The sequence below is a fragment of the Nocardia sp. NPDC050710 genome, assembly GCF_040654375.1.
Taxonomy (GTDB): Bacteria; Actinomycetota; Actinomycetes; order Mycobacteriales; family Mycobacteriaceae; genus Nocardia.
Map to the genome: position 1 here is coordinate 19,113 of NZ_JBFAHV010000033.1, position 16,578 is coordinate 35,690.

Sequence of the window (16,578 nt, forward strand, 5' to 3'; positions counted from 1 at the left end):
GACCTCACTTCCACTGCCAGACGTGCCTACCGGTCGCTGACCAGTCCCCATACGGTGCGAGCCCGGCGTAGGTCCAGGATGCCCGGCGCGCCGACATCGGTCGACTGTGCAGCCATCTTCGCACGTAGCTCCGCCGGATCGACCCGGGTCGTGGTGTGCCCGGCCGCCTCGAAGCGTCGATTGCGGCGCGATTGCGCTACCACCGCATTCACCGGCGGCTCCTCCCAGTACTGTCCGCCGGGGTGCGCGACGTGGTAGGTGCAGCCGCCGCGGGAGAGCCCGGTCTCGGCGTCGAGCAGGTCGAAGACCAGCGGCGCGTCGACCGTGATCGACGGGTGCAGTGAGTTGGGCGGCTGCCAGGCGCGGTACCGGATGCCCGCGACCTGTACATCGGCCTTACCGGTGGCCAACAACGGAACCGGCATGCCATTGCAGGTCACCACGTAGCGACCGCGGTCGGCGCCGACCACCCGGATCTGGATCCGCTCCACCGAGGAATCGACGTAGCGGGCGGTGCCCTGGGCAATCGTCTGCTCGCCCAGGGTGTTCCACGGTTCGATGGCGCCGCGCAGTTCGATCTCGATATCGCCGAGTACCACGGTGCCGATGCGCGGGAACCGGAATTCGGCGAACGGGTCCAGCCAGCTGGTATCGAAATCGATGCCGTGCGCGCGCAGGTCGGCGGCTACCTCGGCGATATCGGTCATCAGAAAATGCGGCAGCAGATAGCGGCCGTGCAGGTTGGCGCCGTGCCGGATCAGTCCGGCGCGCAACGGCTCCGCCCAGAAGCGCGCGACCAGGCCGCGCACCAGCAATGACTGCACCATCGCCATCTGGAAGTGCGGCGGCATTTCGAAGCCGCGCAATTCCACCAATCCCAATCTGCCCCTGGCCGATTCGGGACTGTAGAGCTTGTCGATGCAGAATTCGGCGCGATGGGTATTGCCGGTGAGATCGGTGAGCAAGTGGCGCAGGGCGCGGTCGATATGCCAAGGAGCGGAACCCGATTCGGCGATTTCACCGAGATCCGCGGGGCACCCGGTCCTATCCCGCCTGGATTTCCCGGTCAGCCGGTCGATTTCGGCGAAGGCGATCTCCAGCTCGTAGAGCGCGTCCTCGCGTCCCTCATCCGCCCTCGGCGCCTGCGAGGTCGGGCCGACGAAACGACCGGAGAACAGATACGACAGCGCCGGATGCCGCTGCCAGTAGGTGAGCATCGAGACCAGCAGATCCGGCCTGCGCAGCAGCGGCGAACGCGCGGGCGTGACCCCGCCGAGAGTGATGTGGTTACCGCCGCCGGTACCGCCGTGGGTGCCGTCGACATCGAAGGATTCGGTGCTCAGCCGGGCCAGGCGAGCCTGTTCGTAGAGCGTGGAAAGCAGTGCGGACTGTTCGGCGAAGGAGGCGGTGGGTTGCACATTCACCTCGATGACACCGGGATCCGGGGTCACCGAGAGAGTACGCAGGCGCGCGTCGACCGGCGGCGCGTAGCCCTCCAGCACCACCGGATGTCCGCCGGGCAGTCCGCGATCGGGCACCGCGGGCGCGCCGAGCGATGCCGCCGCCGTTTCGATCCGTCGCACCAGGTCGAGGAAATCGTCGAACTCCTCGAGCGGCGGCAGGAAGACATGGAGCCTGCCATTGCGCACCTCGCCGACCAGCGCGGTCGTCGGCTCCCAGTCGGCGGGCTCCACCAGCGCCGGTGGCTCCCGCCGGGGATGGTGCCGCGGCGGGCCCATGAACAGCGGATCGCTGTCCGGCCGTGGCCGCGGCGGACGCCAGGAGATGGAATCGAGCGGCAACCGCAGACCGGCCGGAGAATCCCCCTCGGCCAAGACGATTCGCCCGGCGGGCCGATCGTCGGACCGACCGCGCCGCAACCGCCAGTCGGCGCTGGCCCACCCGCTGCCATCCGCCCTGCGGTGCAGCGGCAGCACATAGGCGGCGGGCTCGGTCACCGAATCGTCGAGCCGCCGCAGCAATTCGACCCGCGCCCGCGTCGAATCACCTTCGGGCTCGAGATCGTCCATCGCGGGATCCCCCGCCGGTGCGCGCACCTTTCCGGCCAGCCGGGCCAGCGGATCCTCGTAGGCGGGGCGCACCTGCGAGTCCGGCAGTCCGAGGCCCGCCGCGATATTCGCGATCAGGTCGCGGGCCATACCGGTGTCGGCAGCGGGAATCGACCGGGTCCGCGTGCGGGTTCCCACGCCGCCCGCGTCGGCGAATCCCTCCAGCCGCACCGAACGGATCCCGGCCGAGTCATCGTCGCCCCTGGTCATCGACCCGGCCGCGGTATGGTCACTTGCGGCCGATCCGGCCGCGCCAACGGAACTACTCGCCGAATCATTGTTCGGCGCAGCGCTATTCGACTGCGCTGCGGCGGCATATCGCACACCGTCCCCACTCGACGGCGCAATGCCGACGGCGGGCTGGGGATCACTGGTTCCCGCGGCCGGCGATCCCTCGCCGGAATCCACCCGCACGGAGACCGAAGCGGGTCCGGCATCCATCACGTGGCCGCGGGAATCGACGAGCTCGGCAACCTCGCCCTGCCCGGTCCTACCCGTGGCCGGATGACTCGCAGGCGCCTTGGCGAGCGGGGTCCACGGGTCGGTGAGCAGGTCGGGACGGGTCCACAGGGGTTCGCCGTCGGCGCGCCAGGCGATGGCGATCTCCCAGCGCGGCAGTGGTTCTCCGGGATACCACTTGCCCTGGCGGTACTGGACGAGCCCGGTGGGTGCGTAGATGCGGCGGAGCCGGTCGGATAGATCGACCGCGCGTTCACGTTTGCGCGGGCCATCGGCCTCGGTGGTCCATTCCGGGCCGGTCTGGTCGTCGATCGACACGAAGGTGGGCTCGCCGCCGACGGTGAGACCGACCCCATCGGCGGCCATCCGGGCGTCCACCGCCGCACCCGCGGCGGTAATGCGCCCCCACTGGGAGTCGGTATAGGGCAGCGTGACCCGCGGATCCTCGTGAATGCGCCGGACGGTGTTGGCGAAGTCCAGGGTGGATTCGGCCGGTCCGGTCGCGCCGGTGATCGCGGCCGACGAGGTCGGGTGCGGGGTGGCGGCGAGCGGAATATGACCCTCGCCCGCGAAGAGTCCGGAGGTCGGGTCCATCCCGATCCAGCCCGCGCCGGGCACATAGACCTCGGTCCAGGCGTGCAGATCGGTGAAATCGGCGGACGGACCGGAAGGACCGTCCAGCGAGGGGACGTCCTGGGACAGCTGCACCAGATAGCCCGAGACGAAGCGGGCGGCCAGGCCGAATTCCCGCAGGATGGAGACGAGCAACCAGGCCGAATCGCGGCACGAACCGATTGCGCTGCGCAGTGTGTGGTCCGGTGTCTGAACGCCCGGCTCCATCCGGATCGTGTACCCGACATCCTCGCGCAGCACCCGATTCACCTCGACCAGGAAGTCGATGGTGCGCGGCGCACCGTCGGGCCGGTGTGCGCGCACCCACTCCCGCACCAGTTCCCCGGGCCCCGCACCCGCGGCCGACTCGTCCACCGGCCGCAGGTACGGCTCCAGATCCGCCGACAGTTCCGCGCCGTAGGTGAACGGGAAGTGTTCGGCGTAGTCCTCGATGAAGAAGTCGAAGGGATTGATCACCTCGAGGTCCGCGATCAGCCCGACGGTGATCGACAACTCCCGCGCCGGTTTCGGAAAGACGAGCCGCGCAAGGAAATTCCCGAAAGCATCCTGTTGCCAATTCACCCAGTGCTCGGCCGGTGTCACGCGCATCGAGTACGCCTCGATGCGGGTCCTCGAATGTGGCGCCGGACGCAGCCGCACCACATGCGGATACACCTCCACCAGCCGGTCGAAGGAGTAGGTGGTCCGGTGCTCGAGTGACACCTTGATGCCCATACAGCAAGTTCATCACACGGGCGGGGCGCGCGAAGGGGCATGGAACCGGCGTTTCACGACGGCAACATGAGACATCCCACCGACACGCGCCCGGCCTCCCACCACCTGTCCACATCGGGTGCTATGACCGAATTACCCACCGATCCGGTCAGGAGGTCACATGCGAAAACCGAGTTGCCTATCCTGCGAATCCGTCATCGACCACTGCCACGGCACCCTCATCATCCATCCGGCCCGCATCGCCGAATGCACCGATCTCGACTGCCTCGACCTCACCCACGCGCGCCACGCCTTCGTCATCGACTGCGCGGACATAGCGGGCGGCTGCCCCTGCACCGCACAGACTCCAACCCGCGTCACCGGCTGACACCGGACTCAGTCGATCCCGTCATCCAGTTCCTGCCACGTGGCACGCACACCGAAGGGAACCAGACTATCGAGAGCAGCGGCCGAACCGTCACCGCGGCTTCGGTAGCCCGATGATGCGTACTCCCCCGCCGAGTTGAGCGTCAACATCTCGATCGAAACCGCCGGACCGTCCTCATTGGCCATCCGAACAATCCAGTAGTGCTGGATGCCGAATCGGGCATATTCGGCACGTTTGTCGACCAGGTCGGCGGTGATCGTGGTCGGGGAGACGACCTCGACCACCAGTACCGTATCGGCGGCAGTCGGCTCCATTTTCCACTTCGGCCGGGGCCCATCGATGCAGCGGTAGACGATGACATCAGGGCGCTTGTAATGGAAGGGAACTTCCGATACCAGCATGTCCACGTCACGGTTGACGCGCAGGCACGGTTCCGCCGATCCCCGCTTCGCATATCCGTCCAGCAGAGCCCGCTCGACATTCCGGGAAATCGCGTTGTGATTCGGCGACGGCGACTCGCAATGAACGATCATCCCGTCTTTGACCTCGATGTTCCGTGACACATCAGAGGGCATCGACAGATAGTCGTCGATGTCGACAGGAAAGATGTAGGTCTTCGGCGAAGACCAGTCGAACGCTTCGGACACGGTGACCATCCTTCGGCTGGTAGTCGCAGTAATCGTAGGTCAGCCGGGAGCGCCTGCGCCGCGGCCCGGAATTCCTGGCCCGTACGCTGGCCGGGTGAACTACGACCACGTGCTGTTGCCGTCCGGGGTTGCGTCGACGCCCGGTGAGGTGGACGACTATTTGGCCGGGCAACAGGGGGTTGCCGAGGCGGGGGTGGTCGCGGAGCTGGCGGCGGAGCTGAACAAGCGCAACGGTGAGCTGCCGGAGGAGGACAGTTTCCTCGGGACGGAGTCGGTGGGTGGGGCGGCGACGGGGACGGCGCTCCAGGTGTCGTGTCCCTACGACGCGATCGGGTTCGTGCGGAAACTACTGTTCGATATTGCTACGCCGCGCGGATACGCCGTGTACGACCCGCAGCTGGCCTGGCTGATCGATCCGGCGGACCGGGTGGCCGTCACCGTGACCCACGGCGGGGCCGGGGAGTTCCCCTATCTGACGAAAGCGCTGGTGGAGCAGTGGGTTCCCGAGTTGGCGGAACCGAATCCGTATCTGATCGTGGAACGCGGGCCCCAGGTGTACATCCAGACGTACCGGGATCCCTCCGGCGTCTACACCGTCGAGCATCGGGACGGCGCGCCCGATAAGCATTTCGGGACCACCATCGAGGACCCCGCCGAGGTCGCGGCGCTGATCTGGGCGTGGGCCGCCGGCGACCAGCTCCCGGATATCGCGTGGAGCCGGGTCGAGTTCTGACCGGAATGCGGTCGCCTACTGGTTCTGCACCGCCAGCCGCCCCGCGAGCGCTACGAAGGACGCGCCGAAGACCCGCCGCATCCACGTCACGACCGCGGGCCGCGAGATGACCTGGTTGCGTACGGCCGCCGCGCAGGCGCCATACGCCGCGAACACCACGAAGGTCGCGAGCATGAAGATCCCGCTCAATTCCATCATGCGAGCCAGCGCGTTCGGCGCACCGGTCGGCACGAACTGCGGCAGGAACGCGAAGAAGAAGATGGTCAGCTTCGGGTTGAGGATATTGAGCAGCACCGCGGAGACGATCACCTTGCGCGCCGACGGAGCCGGACCGGCCGTCGCCTCGGGCATCGCCAGCGCGCCCTTGTCCCGGAACGTGTTCCACGCCATGTACAGCAGATAGGCGACGCCGAGATACTTCAAGGTCTGGAATGCGACCGCGCTGGCATTGAGCAGCGCCGCCAGGCCGGTGATCGCCGCGATCATATGCGGAACGATGCCGAGTGTGCAGCCGAAGGCCGCGATCACACTGGCCCGCGTCCCACGCGACAGCCCCGCCGCCAAGGTGAAAAGAACCCCGGTTCCCGGGGTAGCGACGATGACCAGCGTTGTCAGCAGGAACTCGATGCTCATCCCCCGCACAGTAACCCGCTGCGGCCGGATCGCAACCCCCATTCCCGGATCCGGCGGGGGCGAATTACAGTGCGCGACGGCCGGATAGGGCGCGGCCGAGGGTGAGCTCGTCGGCGAATTCCAGATCGCCGCCCATGGGGAGACCGGAGGCCAGCCGGGTGACGGCGAGGCCTGGGAAATCGCGGAGCATGCGCACCAGGTAGGTGGCGGTGGCCTCGCCTTCGGTATTCGGGTCGGTCGCGATGATCACCTCGCTGACATCGACGCCGTCCTCCTGATTCCCGATGCGCGCCAGCAGTTCCCGAATGCGCAACTGGTCCGGCCCGATGCCGCTGAGCGGATCCAGCGCGCCGCCGAGTACGTGGTAGCGGCCACGGAATTCGCGGGTGCGCTCGATCGCCTGCACATCCTTGGGCTCCTCGACCACGCAGATCATGGTGCGGTCGCGGCGCGGATCGGCGCAGATGCGGCACTTCTCGTTATCGGAGACGGTGCCGCACACCACGCAGAACTGCACGCCGTCGCGCACCTTCTGCAGCGCGGCCTGGAGCCGGTCGATTTCGGGCGGTTCCACCTGCAACAGGTGGAAGGCGATGCGCTGGGCGCTCTTCGGACCGACGCCGGGCAGTTTGCCGAGTTCGTCGATCAGATCCTGGACCGGACCCTCGTACAACGGTGTGTCCCTTTAGAAGTCCGGCAGACCGGGCAGCGAGCCACCGCCGAGCCCGCCGGAGAGCGGACCCAGCCGCTCGGCCGCCAACCGCTGGGCATTGGCCATCGCGTCGTTGACCGCGCCGATCACCAGATCCTGGAGGCCCTCGACGTCCTCGGGATCGACCACCTTGGGGTCGATGGTCAGCGCGACCACCTCGCCGGTCGCCTTGATGGTGACGTTGACCAGACCGCCACCGGCCTGGCCCTCGACCTCGGAGGCCGCGATCTCGGCCTGCGCTTCCATCACCGCCTGCTGCATCTGGTGCGCCTGGGCGAGTAACTGCTGCATATCGAACTGACCACCGGGCTGCACGGCATGTCCTCTCTGCGGAAAGTGTCGCCGTCCAGCCTAATCGACGCCGCGGGTCACACTCCGACCGCGGGCGCGCCTGCCATACGTCCACCGCCCGAATGGGCCGAGAGCACCGATCCCACAGATAACGGATTCATCGCTACTCGACGGCGGAGGTTCTCGCGAGCCTACGATCGACGCGGATCGGAGATCGGTGCGGCGAGTCTGGAGACGGCATGGTCACAAACCGAGCGAACTTCCTGACGACCCTGGTGTTTTCCCTGGGTATGACCGGTGTATTCGGTATCCCGGCGGCGACGGCGGACGATCACGCGGCGGCCTCCGATTACGGCGGCGGCTGCGTCGTCGATCCCGGCGATCGCGCCGCGACGATTGATGCGCTGCGATTTCGCTGTTCCCTGGAGCAACAGGTCGCGATCTTCCACGCAGCCCCTCGCGGCGAGGTCCCGATGGGCACGAAGAACGGCTGGGTGATCAGCCCGGGCTACCTGCAATCCTCGGCCCCGGCCATCTGGATCGGCAAGACCTTCTACACCGGCCCGGACGGCGGCTACGTAATGAACCGCATCACCGGCGCGGGCATCGAGGGCTGGCAGGCCGACGTCTCCGCCGGGCCCGCCATCATGGACGGCGCGCCGGCCTGGGTGCTGAACTACGCCCCGTCCCCGACTCCGCAGATCCACGACGAAATCCGGGAGATCACCCCCGGCGTGTGGTTCGGCTTCTCCTGGCGACGCGACACCGCCCCGCCGACGCTGCTGCTGAGCTTCGCCCTCGCCTGAGGCGCGACCGGCGGTCATTCGACGCGGCCGCTTGACTCTCCTCCCACTGGAGGGTGTTCGCTGACAGGTATGACAGCGACCGTCTCCATCGGGGAGTTCGCCCGGCTGACGTACCTGACCGTGAAGACGCTGCGGTACTACCACGACATCGAGCTGCTCGAACCCGCGGCGGTGGACCCCGGCTCGGGCTACCGCCGCTATTCGACCGATCAGGTGGAACAGGCCCATCTGATCCGTCGCCTACGGCTACTCGATATGCCGCTCGACGAGATCAAAGCGGTGCTGGCGGCGCCGGACGACAACGCGCGCAACGACGCGCTGCGCGCCCACCTGACGCGGATGGAGGCGGAGTTGATCCGCACCAGGGATGTGGTGGCATCACTGCGTTCGCTGCTCACCTCGGCGGCACCGATCGCGGTCGAATACCGTTCGGTGCCCGCATTCGCGGCGCTGGCCATCGGCGCGACCATCACCAGATCGGAGACCGGCGCCTTCTGCGAATCGTCGTACGCACTGCTGTACGAGACGCTGGCCGCGGCCGGAATCGACCCCGCGGGGCCGGGCGGGGCCACCTATTCGATGGCCTTCTTCGAGAACGACGAAGGTGAAGTCGTCGCTTATGTGCCGATCCCCTCCGATGCCCGGCTCACACCACCGGAGGGCACTCGGATCATCGAGTTGCCCGCCCGCCGGTTCGCGATCACCGTGCACGACGGCGCCTTCGAGGATTTCGACCGCACCTACGGCGCACTCGGCAGCCATGTCGCCGAGCACGACACCGCACTGCCCGAGCCCGTCCGCGAGGTCTACCTGGTCAGCCCGCAGGACACCGCCGACCCGAGCGGCTATATCACCGAAATCTGCTGGCCCATCGGCCGGCCGGAGAAATAAGGAGGACGTCATGACCCTGTCCCTCGGACACATCACCTTCGACTGCGCCGACGCGGCCGCACTGGCCGGGTTCTGGGCGAAGCTGATCGGACAACCGGTCGATCCGGAGGCGAGCACGGAGTTCGCCACCGTCGGCAAGGGCCCGGGGCTGGCCCCGGCATTGATGTTCATCCGGGTGCCGGATAAGAATCCGGGCAAGAACGTGGTGCACCTCGATCTGCTCACCGACGATCTGCCCGAACAGATCCAGCGCGCGATCGACCTGGGTGCCGTGCGTATCGGTGATTTCGACGAGTACGGCGCGAAGTGGACCACCCTGGCCGACCCCGAAGGCAACCTCTTCGATATCGGCGCCGCATAGGGCAGGCGAGAAATATGGCGGCCCGGCACGCATTACCGTGCCGGGCCGCCGTGTCATGCGATGCCGTTGCCGCCTATTCGAGCTCGCGCTTCAGATTGCCCAGCACCTCGGCTTGGATTTTCTTCAGACCGAGCGGGGCGAAGATCCCTTCGAAGATGCCCGAGATACCGCCCGCGCCCTGCCACGAGGTGCGCAGTGTGACCTGCGAACCCTTGCCCTCCGGCGTGACCGTCCAGGTGTTCACCATGGTGGAGTTCGAATCCCGTTCGGTCACCATGGAATCCGATACCGAGACGACCGCGTGCACATTGCGCTGTCGCTTCTCGGTGGCCTGCAGGGTCCATTCGGCGATGGTGCCCGCGCCCTTGCCGCCCTCGACCACCTTGTAATCGCGGTAGTGCGGCGAGAGGATGCGCGGACGCACTGTCACGTAGTCCGCGATGGCCTCGAGGGCGCGCTGCGGATCCGCCGCCACAGCGATCGAACTGCTGGCGCTGACCTGTCCCACGATGAACTCCTTGTCCGGGTACGTTGCTCGGGCTCTTGGGTCCAACCCTATGCGCTGCCGATCGGAATGGCGTCGGCGCCGTGCCACCCGCGGCATGGGCGGCGTATGCGGGATGCGATCCCAATCGCATAACGGAGTCTGCGTTACCGTCATCCACGGTCGATATTCCCGTTGCAACATATGCGTGACATTTCTCCTCCGACGGTGGCCTCGCGGTGGCTGTCGGCCATGGTGCGTACTAGCGTCGAGGAGTGGCAGTGAGTCTGTTGGGGAAGGCCGGTCACACTCCGGCCGCACACGAATCAGGGTTTGCCGCGCATCGAGCGGGTGTGGATCGCCTCTTGGCGAGTTATCGGGCCATACCCGCCAACGCCGATGTCCGATTGGCCAAAAAGACCTCGAACCTGTTTCGGGCCAGGGCCAAGAACACCGCCCCCGGTTTGGACGTCTCCGGGCTGACCAAGGTCATCCAGGTGGATCCGGTGGCCAAAACCGCCGACGTCGCGGGGATGACCACCTACGAGGAACTGGTGGCGGCCACCCTGCCGTATGGGCTGGCGCCGCTGGTGGTTCCGCAACTCAAGACCATCACCCTCGGCGGCGCGGTGACCGGCCTCGGCATCGAGTCCACGTCGTTCCGCAACGGCCTGCCGCACGAATCGGTGCTGGAGATGGACGTACTGACCGGTGCGGGCGAGATCATCACCGCGACCCCGGACGGTGAGTACTCGGATCTGTTCCGCGGGTTCCCGAACTCCTATGGCACGCTCGGCTACACGGTCCGGCTGAAGATCGAACTGGAAGCCGTGCAGCCCTATGTCGCGTTGCGCCATGTGCGCTGCCACGACCTGCGCGAACTGGAGACCACGCTCGCGCGCATCGTCACCGAGAAGACCTATGACGGCGAGCGGGTCGACTACCTCGACGGCGTCGTATTCACCGCCGGGGAAAGCTATCTCACCCTCGGCAGGCAGACCGACGAGCCCGGCCCGGTCAGCGATTACACCGGGATGGATATCTACTACCGCTCCATCCAGCACGACAGCACGCGACCGAAGCGGGACCGGCTGACCATCCACGATTATCTGTGGCGCTGGGATACCGACTGGTTCTGGTGCTCACGGGCCTTCGGCACCCAGAACCCGAAGATCCGCCGGTTCTGGCCGAAGCGCTACCGGCGCAGCAGCTTCTACTGGAAGCTGATCGCCCTCGACCACAAGTACCACATCGGCGACAAGCTGGAGGCCCGCCAGGGCAACCCGCCACGCGAGCGGGTCGTGCAGGACATCGAGGTGCCGGTGGAACGCACCGCCGACTTCGTCGAGTGGTTCCTGCGTGAGATCCCGATCGAACCGATCTGGCTGTGCCCGTTGCGGTTGCGCGATACCGGCCAGGCAGCGAGCGGCAGCGAGCGGACGTGGCCGCTCTACCCCTTGGAGCCGCACCGGACCTACGTGAACGTGGGCTTCTGGTCGGCCGTCCCCACTGTTCCCGGACAGCAGGAAGGCGCGGCGAATCGAGCGATCGAGCAGACCGTGACCGACTTCGACGGGCATAAGTCGCTGTACTCGGATGCCTACTACGACAAGGATGAATTCTCGGCCCTGTACGGCGGCAGTACGTACACGGAACTGAAGAAACGCTACGACCCAGACCAGCGCTTGCTGGATTTGTATTCGAAGGCGGTGCAACGCAAATGACGACATTCAAGGACCGTTCCGATGTCTTCGCGGATCTCGGAACCAAGCTCAGCATTGCCGAAATCTTCGAGACGCTGATCGACGGCGAGATGCCGATCCGGTTCACCGCCTACGACGGCAGTGCCACCGGGCCGGAGGATTCGGAATTCGCGCTGGACGTCACGACGCCGCGCGGCATCAATTACCTGGCCACGGCGCCCGGCGACCTGGGCATGGCCCGAGCCTACATCTCCGGTGATATGACGGCTTCCGGCGTACACCCCGGCGACCCGTACGAAATCCTGAAGGCGATGGACAGCTTGAAGTTCCGTCGCCCCTCGGCGCTGGCGCTGGTGACCATCGCTCGCTCGCTCGGCTGGGAACGGCTGCGGCCGGTCTCCCCGCCGCCGCAGGAGACGCTGCCGCGGTGGCGGCGCATCGCGCTGGAAGGTCTGCGGCATTCCAAGACCCGCGATGCCGAGGCCATCCACCACCACTACGACGTCTCGAACACCTTCTACGAGTACGTCCTCGGTCCCTCCATGACCTACACCTGCGCGGTCTACGAGGACGAGAAGTGGACGCTGGAGCAGGCGCAGGAGAACAAGTATCGCCTCGTCTTCGACAAGCTCCGGCTGAAGGAAGGCGACCGGCTGCTCGACATCGGCTGCGGCTGGGGCGGCATGGTCCGCTACGCCGCCAAGCGCGGCGTCAAGGTCATCGGCGCGACGCTGTCGGCGGAGCAGGCGGAGTGGGCGCAGCAGCGGATCGCCGAAGAAGGTCTGTCCGAGTTGGCCGAGGTGCGGCATTCCGATTACCGCGATATCGCGGAGAGCGGATTCGACGCTGTCTCCTCGATCGGGTTGACCGAACACATCGGCGTGCACAACTACCCGTTCTACTTCGGCTACATCAAGAGCAAGCTGCGCGACGGCGGACTGTTCCTGAACCACTGCATCACCCGCCCGGACAACCTGCGCAGCACCAAAGCCGGTGACTTCATCGACCGCTACGTATTCCCGGACGGCGAGCTGATCGGTTCCGGGCGCATCATCAGCGAGATCCAGAACATCGGGCTCGAGGTGGTGCACGAGGAGAATCTGCGCGAGCACTACGCGCTCACCCTGCACGAGTGGGGCAAGAACCTGGTCGCCAACTGGGACGCCTGCGTCGAGGAGGTCGGCGAGGGCACCGCGAAGGTGTGGGGCCTATATATGGCCGGATGCCGGCTCGGCTTCCAGCGCAATGTCGTTCAGCTGCACCAGGTGCTCGGCGTCAAGCTCGGCCCGAACGGCGAGTCGGGGCTGCCGCTGCGCCCCTGGTGGCAGGTGTAGCGCAGGACAGACCCGCGGCCCCGTCGCTCCGGCTTCGCGCCGGGTGGCGGGGCCGTATCAATCCAGCAGTTCCTCCAGGAAGAGGGCCGGTAACGTCACCTCTTCCGCACCCTCCGGCGGCGTGTGCATCTCGGTGCGCAACACCCGCAGGATGGCGACCACGCCGGGCCCGGCGTCGAGTAGCGGCCTGGTCCACCCGAGCTCCGCGCAGGTGGCCGCGGCCGGTAGCAGCAGTCCGGTGGCCTCGCCCACCCAGCCGGAGGCGGCCAGGCTTTCGGCGAGCAGTAGTGCGGAATCCAATTCCGCGCGGGGCCGGTTCTGTTCGAGCATCCGGACATGCAGCGCGCGGGCCCGGCGCACGGCGCGGTCATCGGCGCGCAGCTGACCTTCGGCGAGTAATGCCCTGATACCCGCGATCTCCTCCGCCTCCGCGGTCAGCGCGGCCGCGCCCGCCTTCCGATGGGTCTGCTGGACGGCGCCCGGCTCCGCGGCCGCCGCGTCACTCACGGGCAGTCCGAGCCGCAGCCGTTCCGCGCGAATATGCGCGGCCAGTCGAGACAGCTTGTTGTCGGCGGCGATCCGAGCGCCCTCGTCCAGCCGGACGGCGGCGGTATGCAGATCACCGCGCACCGCCTTGACCCGCGCGCCGACCACGAAGGTGGAGACCAGGAAGTCGACCGGCCCGACCCGGGTCACCAGCTGGTGGCTCTCGTCGAGCAGCAGATCGGCGGCGTCGAGATCGCCTCGCCGGTAGCTCAATTCGCCGAGCAGTGCCGCGGCCACCCGCACCGGGTGCGAACGTGGACCGGACCGGGTGTGCGCGGTCTCCCATGCCAGCTGGAAACACTGGTACGCGGTAGCGATATCGAGCTGTTCGTAGGCGGCGGCGCCCTGCCCGCACAGTCCGAAGACCGCGCCGAGCGGATCCTTCGAGCGCGCGTGATACTCCGCCGCCCACTCCTGGATCTCACGTGCACCGTCGAAATCGAATTCGCACAGCCGCACGAACGAGGTCAGATTCGCCGCCGTGGACACCGTCCAGGCGGGTAGTTCCTCGGCCCGTTCCAGACAATCCGCGACGCGGTCCAGCACACCCTCGGTCTGATCGCGGGCGACCTGATCCGAGGCGGCGAGTACGGCCGCCTCGCAGCGCTGCCGGATGACGTCGGCGTCGGTGGAGGACCCACGCGCAAGAATATTCGACAGCCGTCCCAGCGCCGTCCGAGCCGCGCTGGATTGCTGTAGGTTCACATTCGCCCTGGCCACCGCCATCAACAGCTTGGAGCGCGACGCCACCTGCTGCACCGGCAGTTTCGAGACCGTGCCGAGTAGCGTCGCCAGGCGCGAGCCGTCGATGAGGTCCATGCCGCCGCCCTCGATCAGATCCAGCGCCAGCTTGAGATCCGTCGCCGCCAACGCGTGATCGACCGATTTGCGCAGCAGTTGATGTTCGGCGTACCAGCGGGATGCCTTGCGGTGCAGTACCTTCAGCTGACCGGGTTGGGTGCGTTCCAACCTGGCCCGCAGATGTTCGGCGAACAGCGGCTGCATCCGGAACCATTCGGGATCGTGCTCGATGCGCTGGAGGAACAGTTCTCGCTGCTCGGCCTGGGCGAGCAGCAGTTCGCCCTCGCTATCGCCGGACAGCGCCGAGGCCAGCGAACCGCAGACGCGCTCGGTCACCGAGATCGCGGTCAGGAAGTCGAGCATTCGGGGTTCCAGGGTGTCGAGCACGTTCTCCGCCAGATATTCCCGGATGCCGTGACTGCCCTCGGACAGATTCTCGATCAACTGGGCCGGATCCGCGTTGCCGCGCAGTGACAGACTGACCAGCTGGATGGCGGCGGGCCAGCCGTCGGTGACCGCGTGGATCTGCTGCACCTGGGCCTCGGTGAGCGCGAACCCGTTGCGCTCCACCAGAATCTGTTCCGTCTCCGCGACGGTCAACCGCAGCGCCGCCGAACCGATCTCGACCAGTTCGTCGTGCACCCGCAGCCTGCTGGTCGGCAGTCCGTACTGCTCCCGGCTGGTCACCACGAATCGCAGATGGTGACAACCGTTGTCCAGCAGGGACTCCATCGCCCGGTGCGCACCCAGATCGGTGACCCGATGCCAGTCGTCGACGATCACCACGACGGTCTCCCCGCTTGCGTGGATCTCGTCGATCAGCGTCGAGATGACATAGGCGACGGCGTCCTCGGGCCGCTCCTCCAACACCTGGCCCAGCCCGGTGCCGACATCGGGGCGGACCCGGCGGATCGCCTCGATCAGGTGGGCCAGGAACCAGATCTCGTTATCGTCGTCGTGATCCACCCCGATCCAGGCGACCGGGACATCGCCCGCGGCGAGCTCGGCCCGCCACTGCGCGGCCACCGTGCTCTTGCCGAAGCCGGCCGGGGCGTGGATCACCGCCAGCCTGCGACGACCGCCCGCACGCAGGGTGTCCAGCAGCCGGGGGCGCGGCACCGGTTCCCGGGTGGGGGTCGGCGGACGGAATTTCGTCGCCGCGGTGGGCGGCAGGGTCGTCGACCCCGAAGCCGTCCCGGTCGGATGCTGCGAGACCGCGGGACGCAATGTCAGCGGCCAGCTGCGGCGTGCGGTCACCGCGGGCCGAGATCGGGTGGACAGCTGTGACAATTCCCCGTCGCCGCGCGACCCGTCGACCTGCTCCGCCACGATCGTGGTATCCAGCAGCGCCATCTCATCGGGCACCTGCTTGTGCTCCAACTGCACCGCACGCAGCATTTCACCGAATTCGAACGCCGTTTCCGGGCGCTCGCGCGGGTCGGGCGACATGGCCTGTTCGATCGCCGCGGCGACATCGGCCGGGATGTCCTGCTCGCGCAGGTCCGGCAGCGGCTGGGTGGTGATCCGCAGGAACTGCGCGACCACCTTCTCCCCCGCCTGCCTCTCATAGGCGGCGTGGCCGGTGAGCAGGGCGAAGAGGGTGGCGCCGAGCCCGTAGATATCGGAGCGGACGGTCGGCTCGTCACCCTTGAGCACCTCGGGCGCGGTGAACGCGGGCGAGCCGGTGATCAGGCTGCTGGAGGTCTGGAAACCACCGGGAATCCGGGCGATCCCGAAATCGGTGAGCTGCGGTTCGCCGTAGCCACTGAGCAGGACGTTCGCCGGCTTCACATCGCGGTGCAGAATCCGGGCGCGGTGCGCGCTTTCGATCGCCCCGGCCAGCTTCACCCCGGCCCGCAGCGAATCCGTCCAGGTGAGCGGACCCTGCTCGCGGACCAGCCGCTCGAGCGAACCGCGGGTGCAATACGGCATCACGATGAACGGCAACCCGGTGGCCGTGACATCGACCTGGAGGATGTCGACGATGTTCGGATGGCCGGAGAGCCTGCCCATCGCCTGCTCCTCGCGTAGGAACCGCTCGCGGCTTTCGCTGTCGATCTCCGAGGAGAGCACCTTCACCGCGACCACGCGTTCCAGGGCCGATTGCAGACAGCGGTAGACGACCCCGAATCCGCCCCTGCCGATCTCCACCGCCCCGGCGAGCCCCATCGCCTCGAGCTCGTCGGCGATCGCGATGGGCTCGCTGCGCTGGGTATTCGCTTCGTACTCCGGGTCCTCGCCGCGCTGGGTATTCGATTCGGCCGGGGTTTTCCCGGGACTCGTTCGGCCCGAAGGCATCTGTGGATTCATGTGACCACCTCGAACTCACATCGAATCGGCGTCACCGGCGATCGTGAAAACGCCGACGACGGACACCCCGCGGTAACCCCGGGG

The 16,578-nt window shown here is 67.1% G+C and carries 14 protein-coding genes; 7 read left to right on the forward strand and 7 right to left on the reverse strand.

All coding sequences use genetic code 11. The features are described 5' to 3' along the window. Positions 1 to 26 precede the first annotated feature (26 nt). Positions 27 to 3,875, reverse strand: a complete 3,849-nt coding sequence (locus AB0H61_RS35485) for a transglutaminase family protein (RefSeq protein WP_357312337.1) — start codon at positions 3,873 to 3,875, stop codon at positions 27 to 29. Positions 3,876 to 4,035: 160 nt separating this feature from the next. Between AB0H61_RS35485 and AB0H61_RS35490 the strand changes: the two genes are divergently transcribed. After that, the gene (locus AB0H61_RS35490; protein ID WP_357312339.1) at positions 4,036 to 4,242 is read left to right on the forward strand and encodes a hypothetical protein; all 207 of its coding nucleotides are present in this window, start codon (positions 4,036 to 4,038) and stop codon (positions 4,240 to 4,242) included. Between the two features lie 8 nt (positions 4,243 to 4,250). Here the strand turns inward: AB0H61_RS35490 and AB0H61_RS35495 are convergent, their stop codons facing one another. After that, entirely contained in the window at positions 4,251 to 4,889 is a 639-nt protein-coding gene (locus AB0H61_RS35495; RefSeq protein ID WP_357312342.1) for a Uma2 family endonuclease, read from the reverse strand. 94 nt (positions 4,890 to 4,983) lie between these two features. Here AB0H61_RS35495 and AB0H61_RS35500 point away from each other — a divergent pair, with 94 nt between their 5' ends. Continuing rightward, a complete protein-coding gene (locus tag AB0H61_RS35500; RefSeq protein WP_357312344.1) occupies positions 4,984 to 5,622 on the forward strand; it encodes a hypothetical protein in 639 nt (212 codons plus the stop codon). 15 nt (positions 5,623 to 5,637) lie between these two features. Here the strand turns inward: AB0H61_RS35500 and AB0H61_RS35505 are convergent, their stop codons facing one another. The 3 genes from AB0H61_RS35505 to AB0H61_RS35515 all read right to left on the reverse strand — a co-directional run bounded on the left by AB0H61_RS35505 (position 5,638) and on the right by AB0H61_RS35515 (position 7,282). Beyond that, positions 5,638 to 6,255, reverse strand: a complete 618-nt coding sequence (locus tag AB0H61_RS35505; RefSeq protein WP_357312347.1) for a LysE family translocator — start codon at positions 6,253 to 6,255, stop codon at positions 5,638 to 5,640. A gap of 64 nt (positions 6,256 to 6,319) precedes the next feature. Further along, entirely contained in the window at positions 6,320 to 6,928 is a 609-nt protein-coding gene (gene recR, locus AB0H61_RS35510; protein WP_357312349.1) for a recombination mediator RecR, read from the reverse strand. Positions 6,929 to 6,940: 12 nt separating this feature from the next. Further along, positions 6,941 to 7,282 (reverse strand): YbaB/EbfC family nucleoid-associated protein, encoded by a 342-nt coding sequence (locus AB0H61_RS35515; RefSeq protein ID WP_357312351.1) that lies wholly within the window; start codon positions 7,280 to 7,282, stop codon positions 6,941 to 6,943. Between the two features lie 215 nt (positions 7,283 to 7,497). Between AB0H61_RS35515 and AB0H61_RS35520 the strand changes: the two genes are divergently transcribed. From AB0H61_RS35520 to AB0H61_RS35530, 3 genes are all read left to right on the forward strand, one after another. Next, positions 7,498 to 8,064 carry a hypothetical protein gene (locus AB0H61_RS35520; protein ID WP_357312353.1) on the forward strand — a complete coding sequence of 189 codons (567 nt, stop codon included), beginning with the start codon at positions 7,498 to 7,500 and terminating at the stop codon, positions 8,062 to 8,064. A gap of 69 nt (positions 8,065 to 8,133) precedes the next feature. Continuing rightward, positions 8,134 to 8,955, forward strand: coding sequence for a MerR family transcriptional regulator (locus AB0H61_RS35525; RefSeq protein ID WP_357312356.1), 822 nt, complete (start codon positions 8,134 to 8,136; stop codon positions 8,953 to 8,955). A gap of 10 nt (positions 8,956 to 8,965) precedes the next feature. After that, entirely contained in the window at positions 8,966 to 9,316 is a 351-nt protein-coding gene (locus AB0H61_RS35530) for a VOC family protein (RefSeq protein ID WP_357312359.1), read from the forward strand. Between the two features lie 73 nt (positions 9,317 to 9,389). Here the strand turns inward: AB0H61_RS35530 and AB0H61_RS35535 are convergent, their stop codons facing one another. Further along, the gene (locus tag AB0H61_RS35535; protein WP_357312361.1) at positions 9,390 to 9,824 is read right to left on the reverse strand and encodes an SRPBCC family protein; all 435 of its coding nucleotides are present in this window, start codon (positions 9,822 to 9,824) and stop codon (positions 9,390 to 9,392) included. Between the two features lie 257 nt (positions 9,825 to 10,081). Between AB0H61_RS35535 and AB0H61_RS35540 the strand changes: the two genes are divergently transcribed. Beyond that, a complete protein-coding gene (locus tag AB0H61_RS35540) occupies positions 10,082 to 11,524 on the forward strand; it encodes an FAD-binding oxidoreductase (protein WP_357312364.1) in 1,443 nt (480 codons plus the stop codon). Then, positions 11,521 to 12,837: a class I SAM-dependent methyltransferase gene (locus AB0H61_RS35545; protein WP_357312366.1), complete on the forward strand. Its 1,317-nt coding sequence runs from the start codon at positions 11,521 to 11,523 to the stop codon at positions 12,835 to 12,837. The genes AB0H61_RS35540 and AB0H61_RS35545 overlap by 4 nt, the downstream gene beginning before the upstream one ends. A gap of 57 nt (positions 12,838 to 12,894) precedes the next feature. Here AB0H61_RS35545 and AB0H61_RS35550 read toward each other — a convergent pair whose 3' ends face one another. Next, positions 12,895 to 16,494, reverse strand: a complete 3,600-nt coding sequence (locus tag AB0H61_RS35550) for a protein kinase (RefSeq protein WP_357312369.1) — start codon at positions 16,492 to 16,494, stop codon at positions 12,895 to 12,897. Positions 16,495 to 16,578 lie beyond the last annotated feature (84 nt).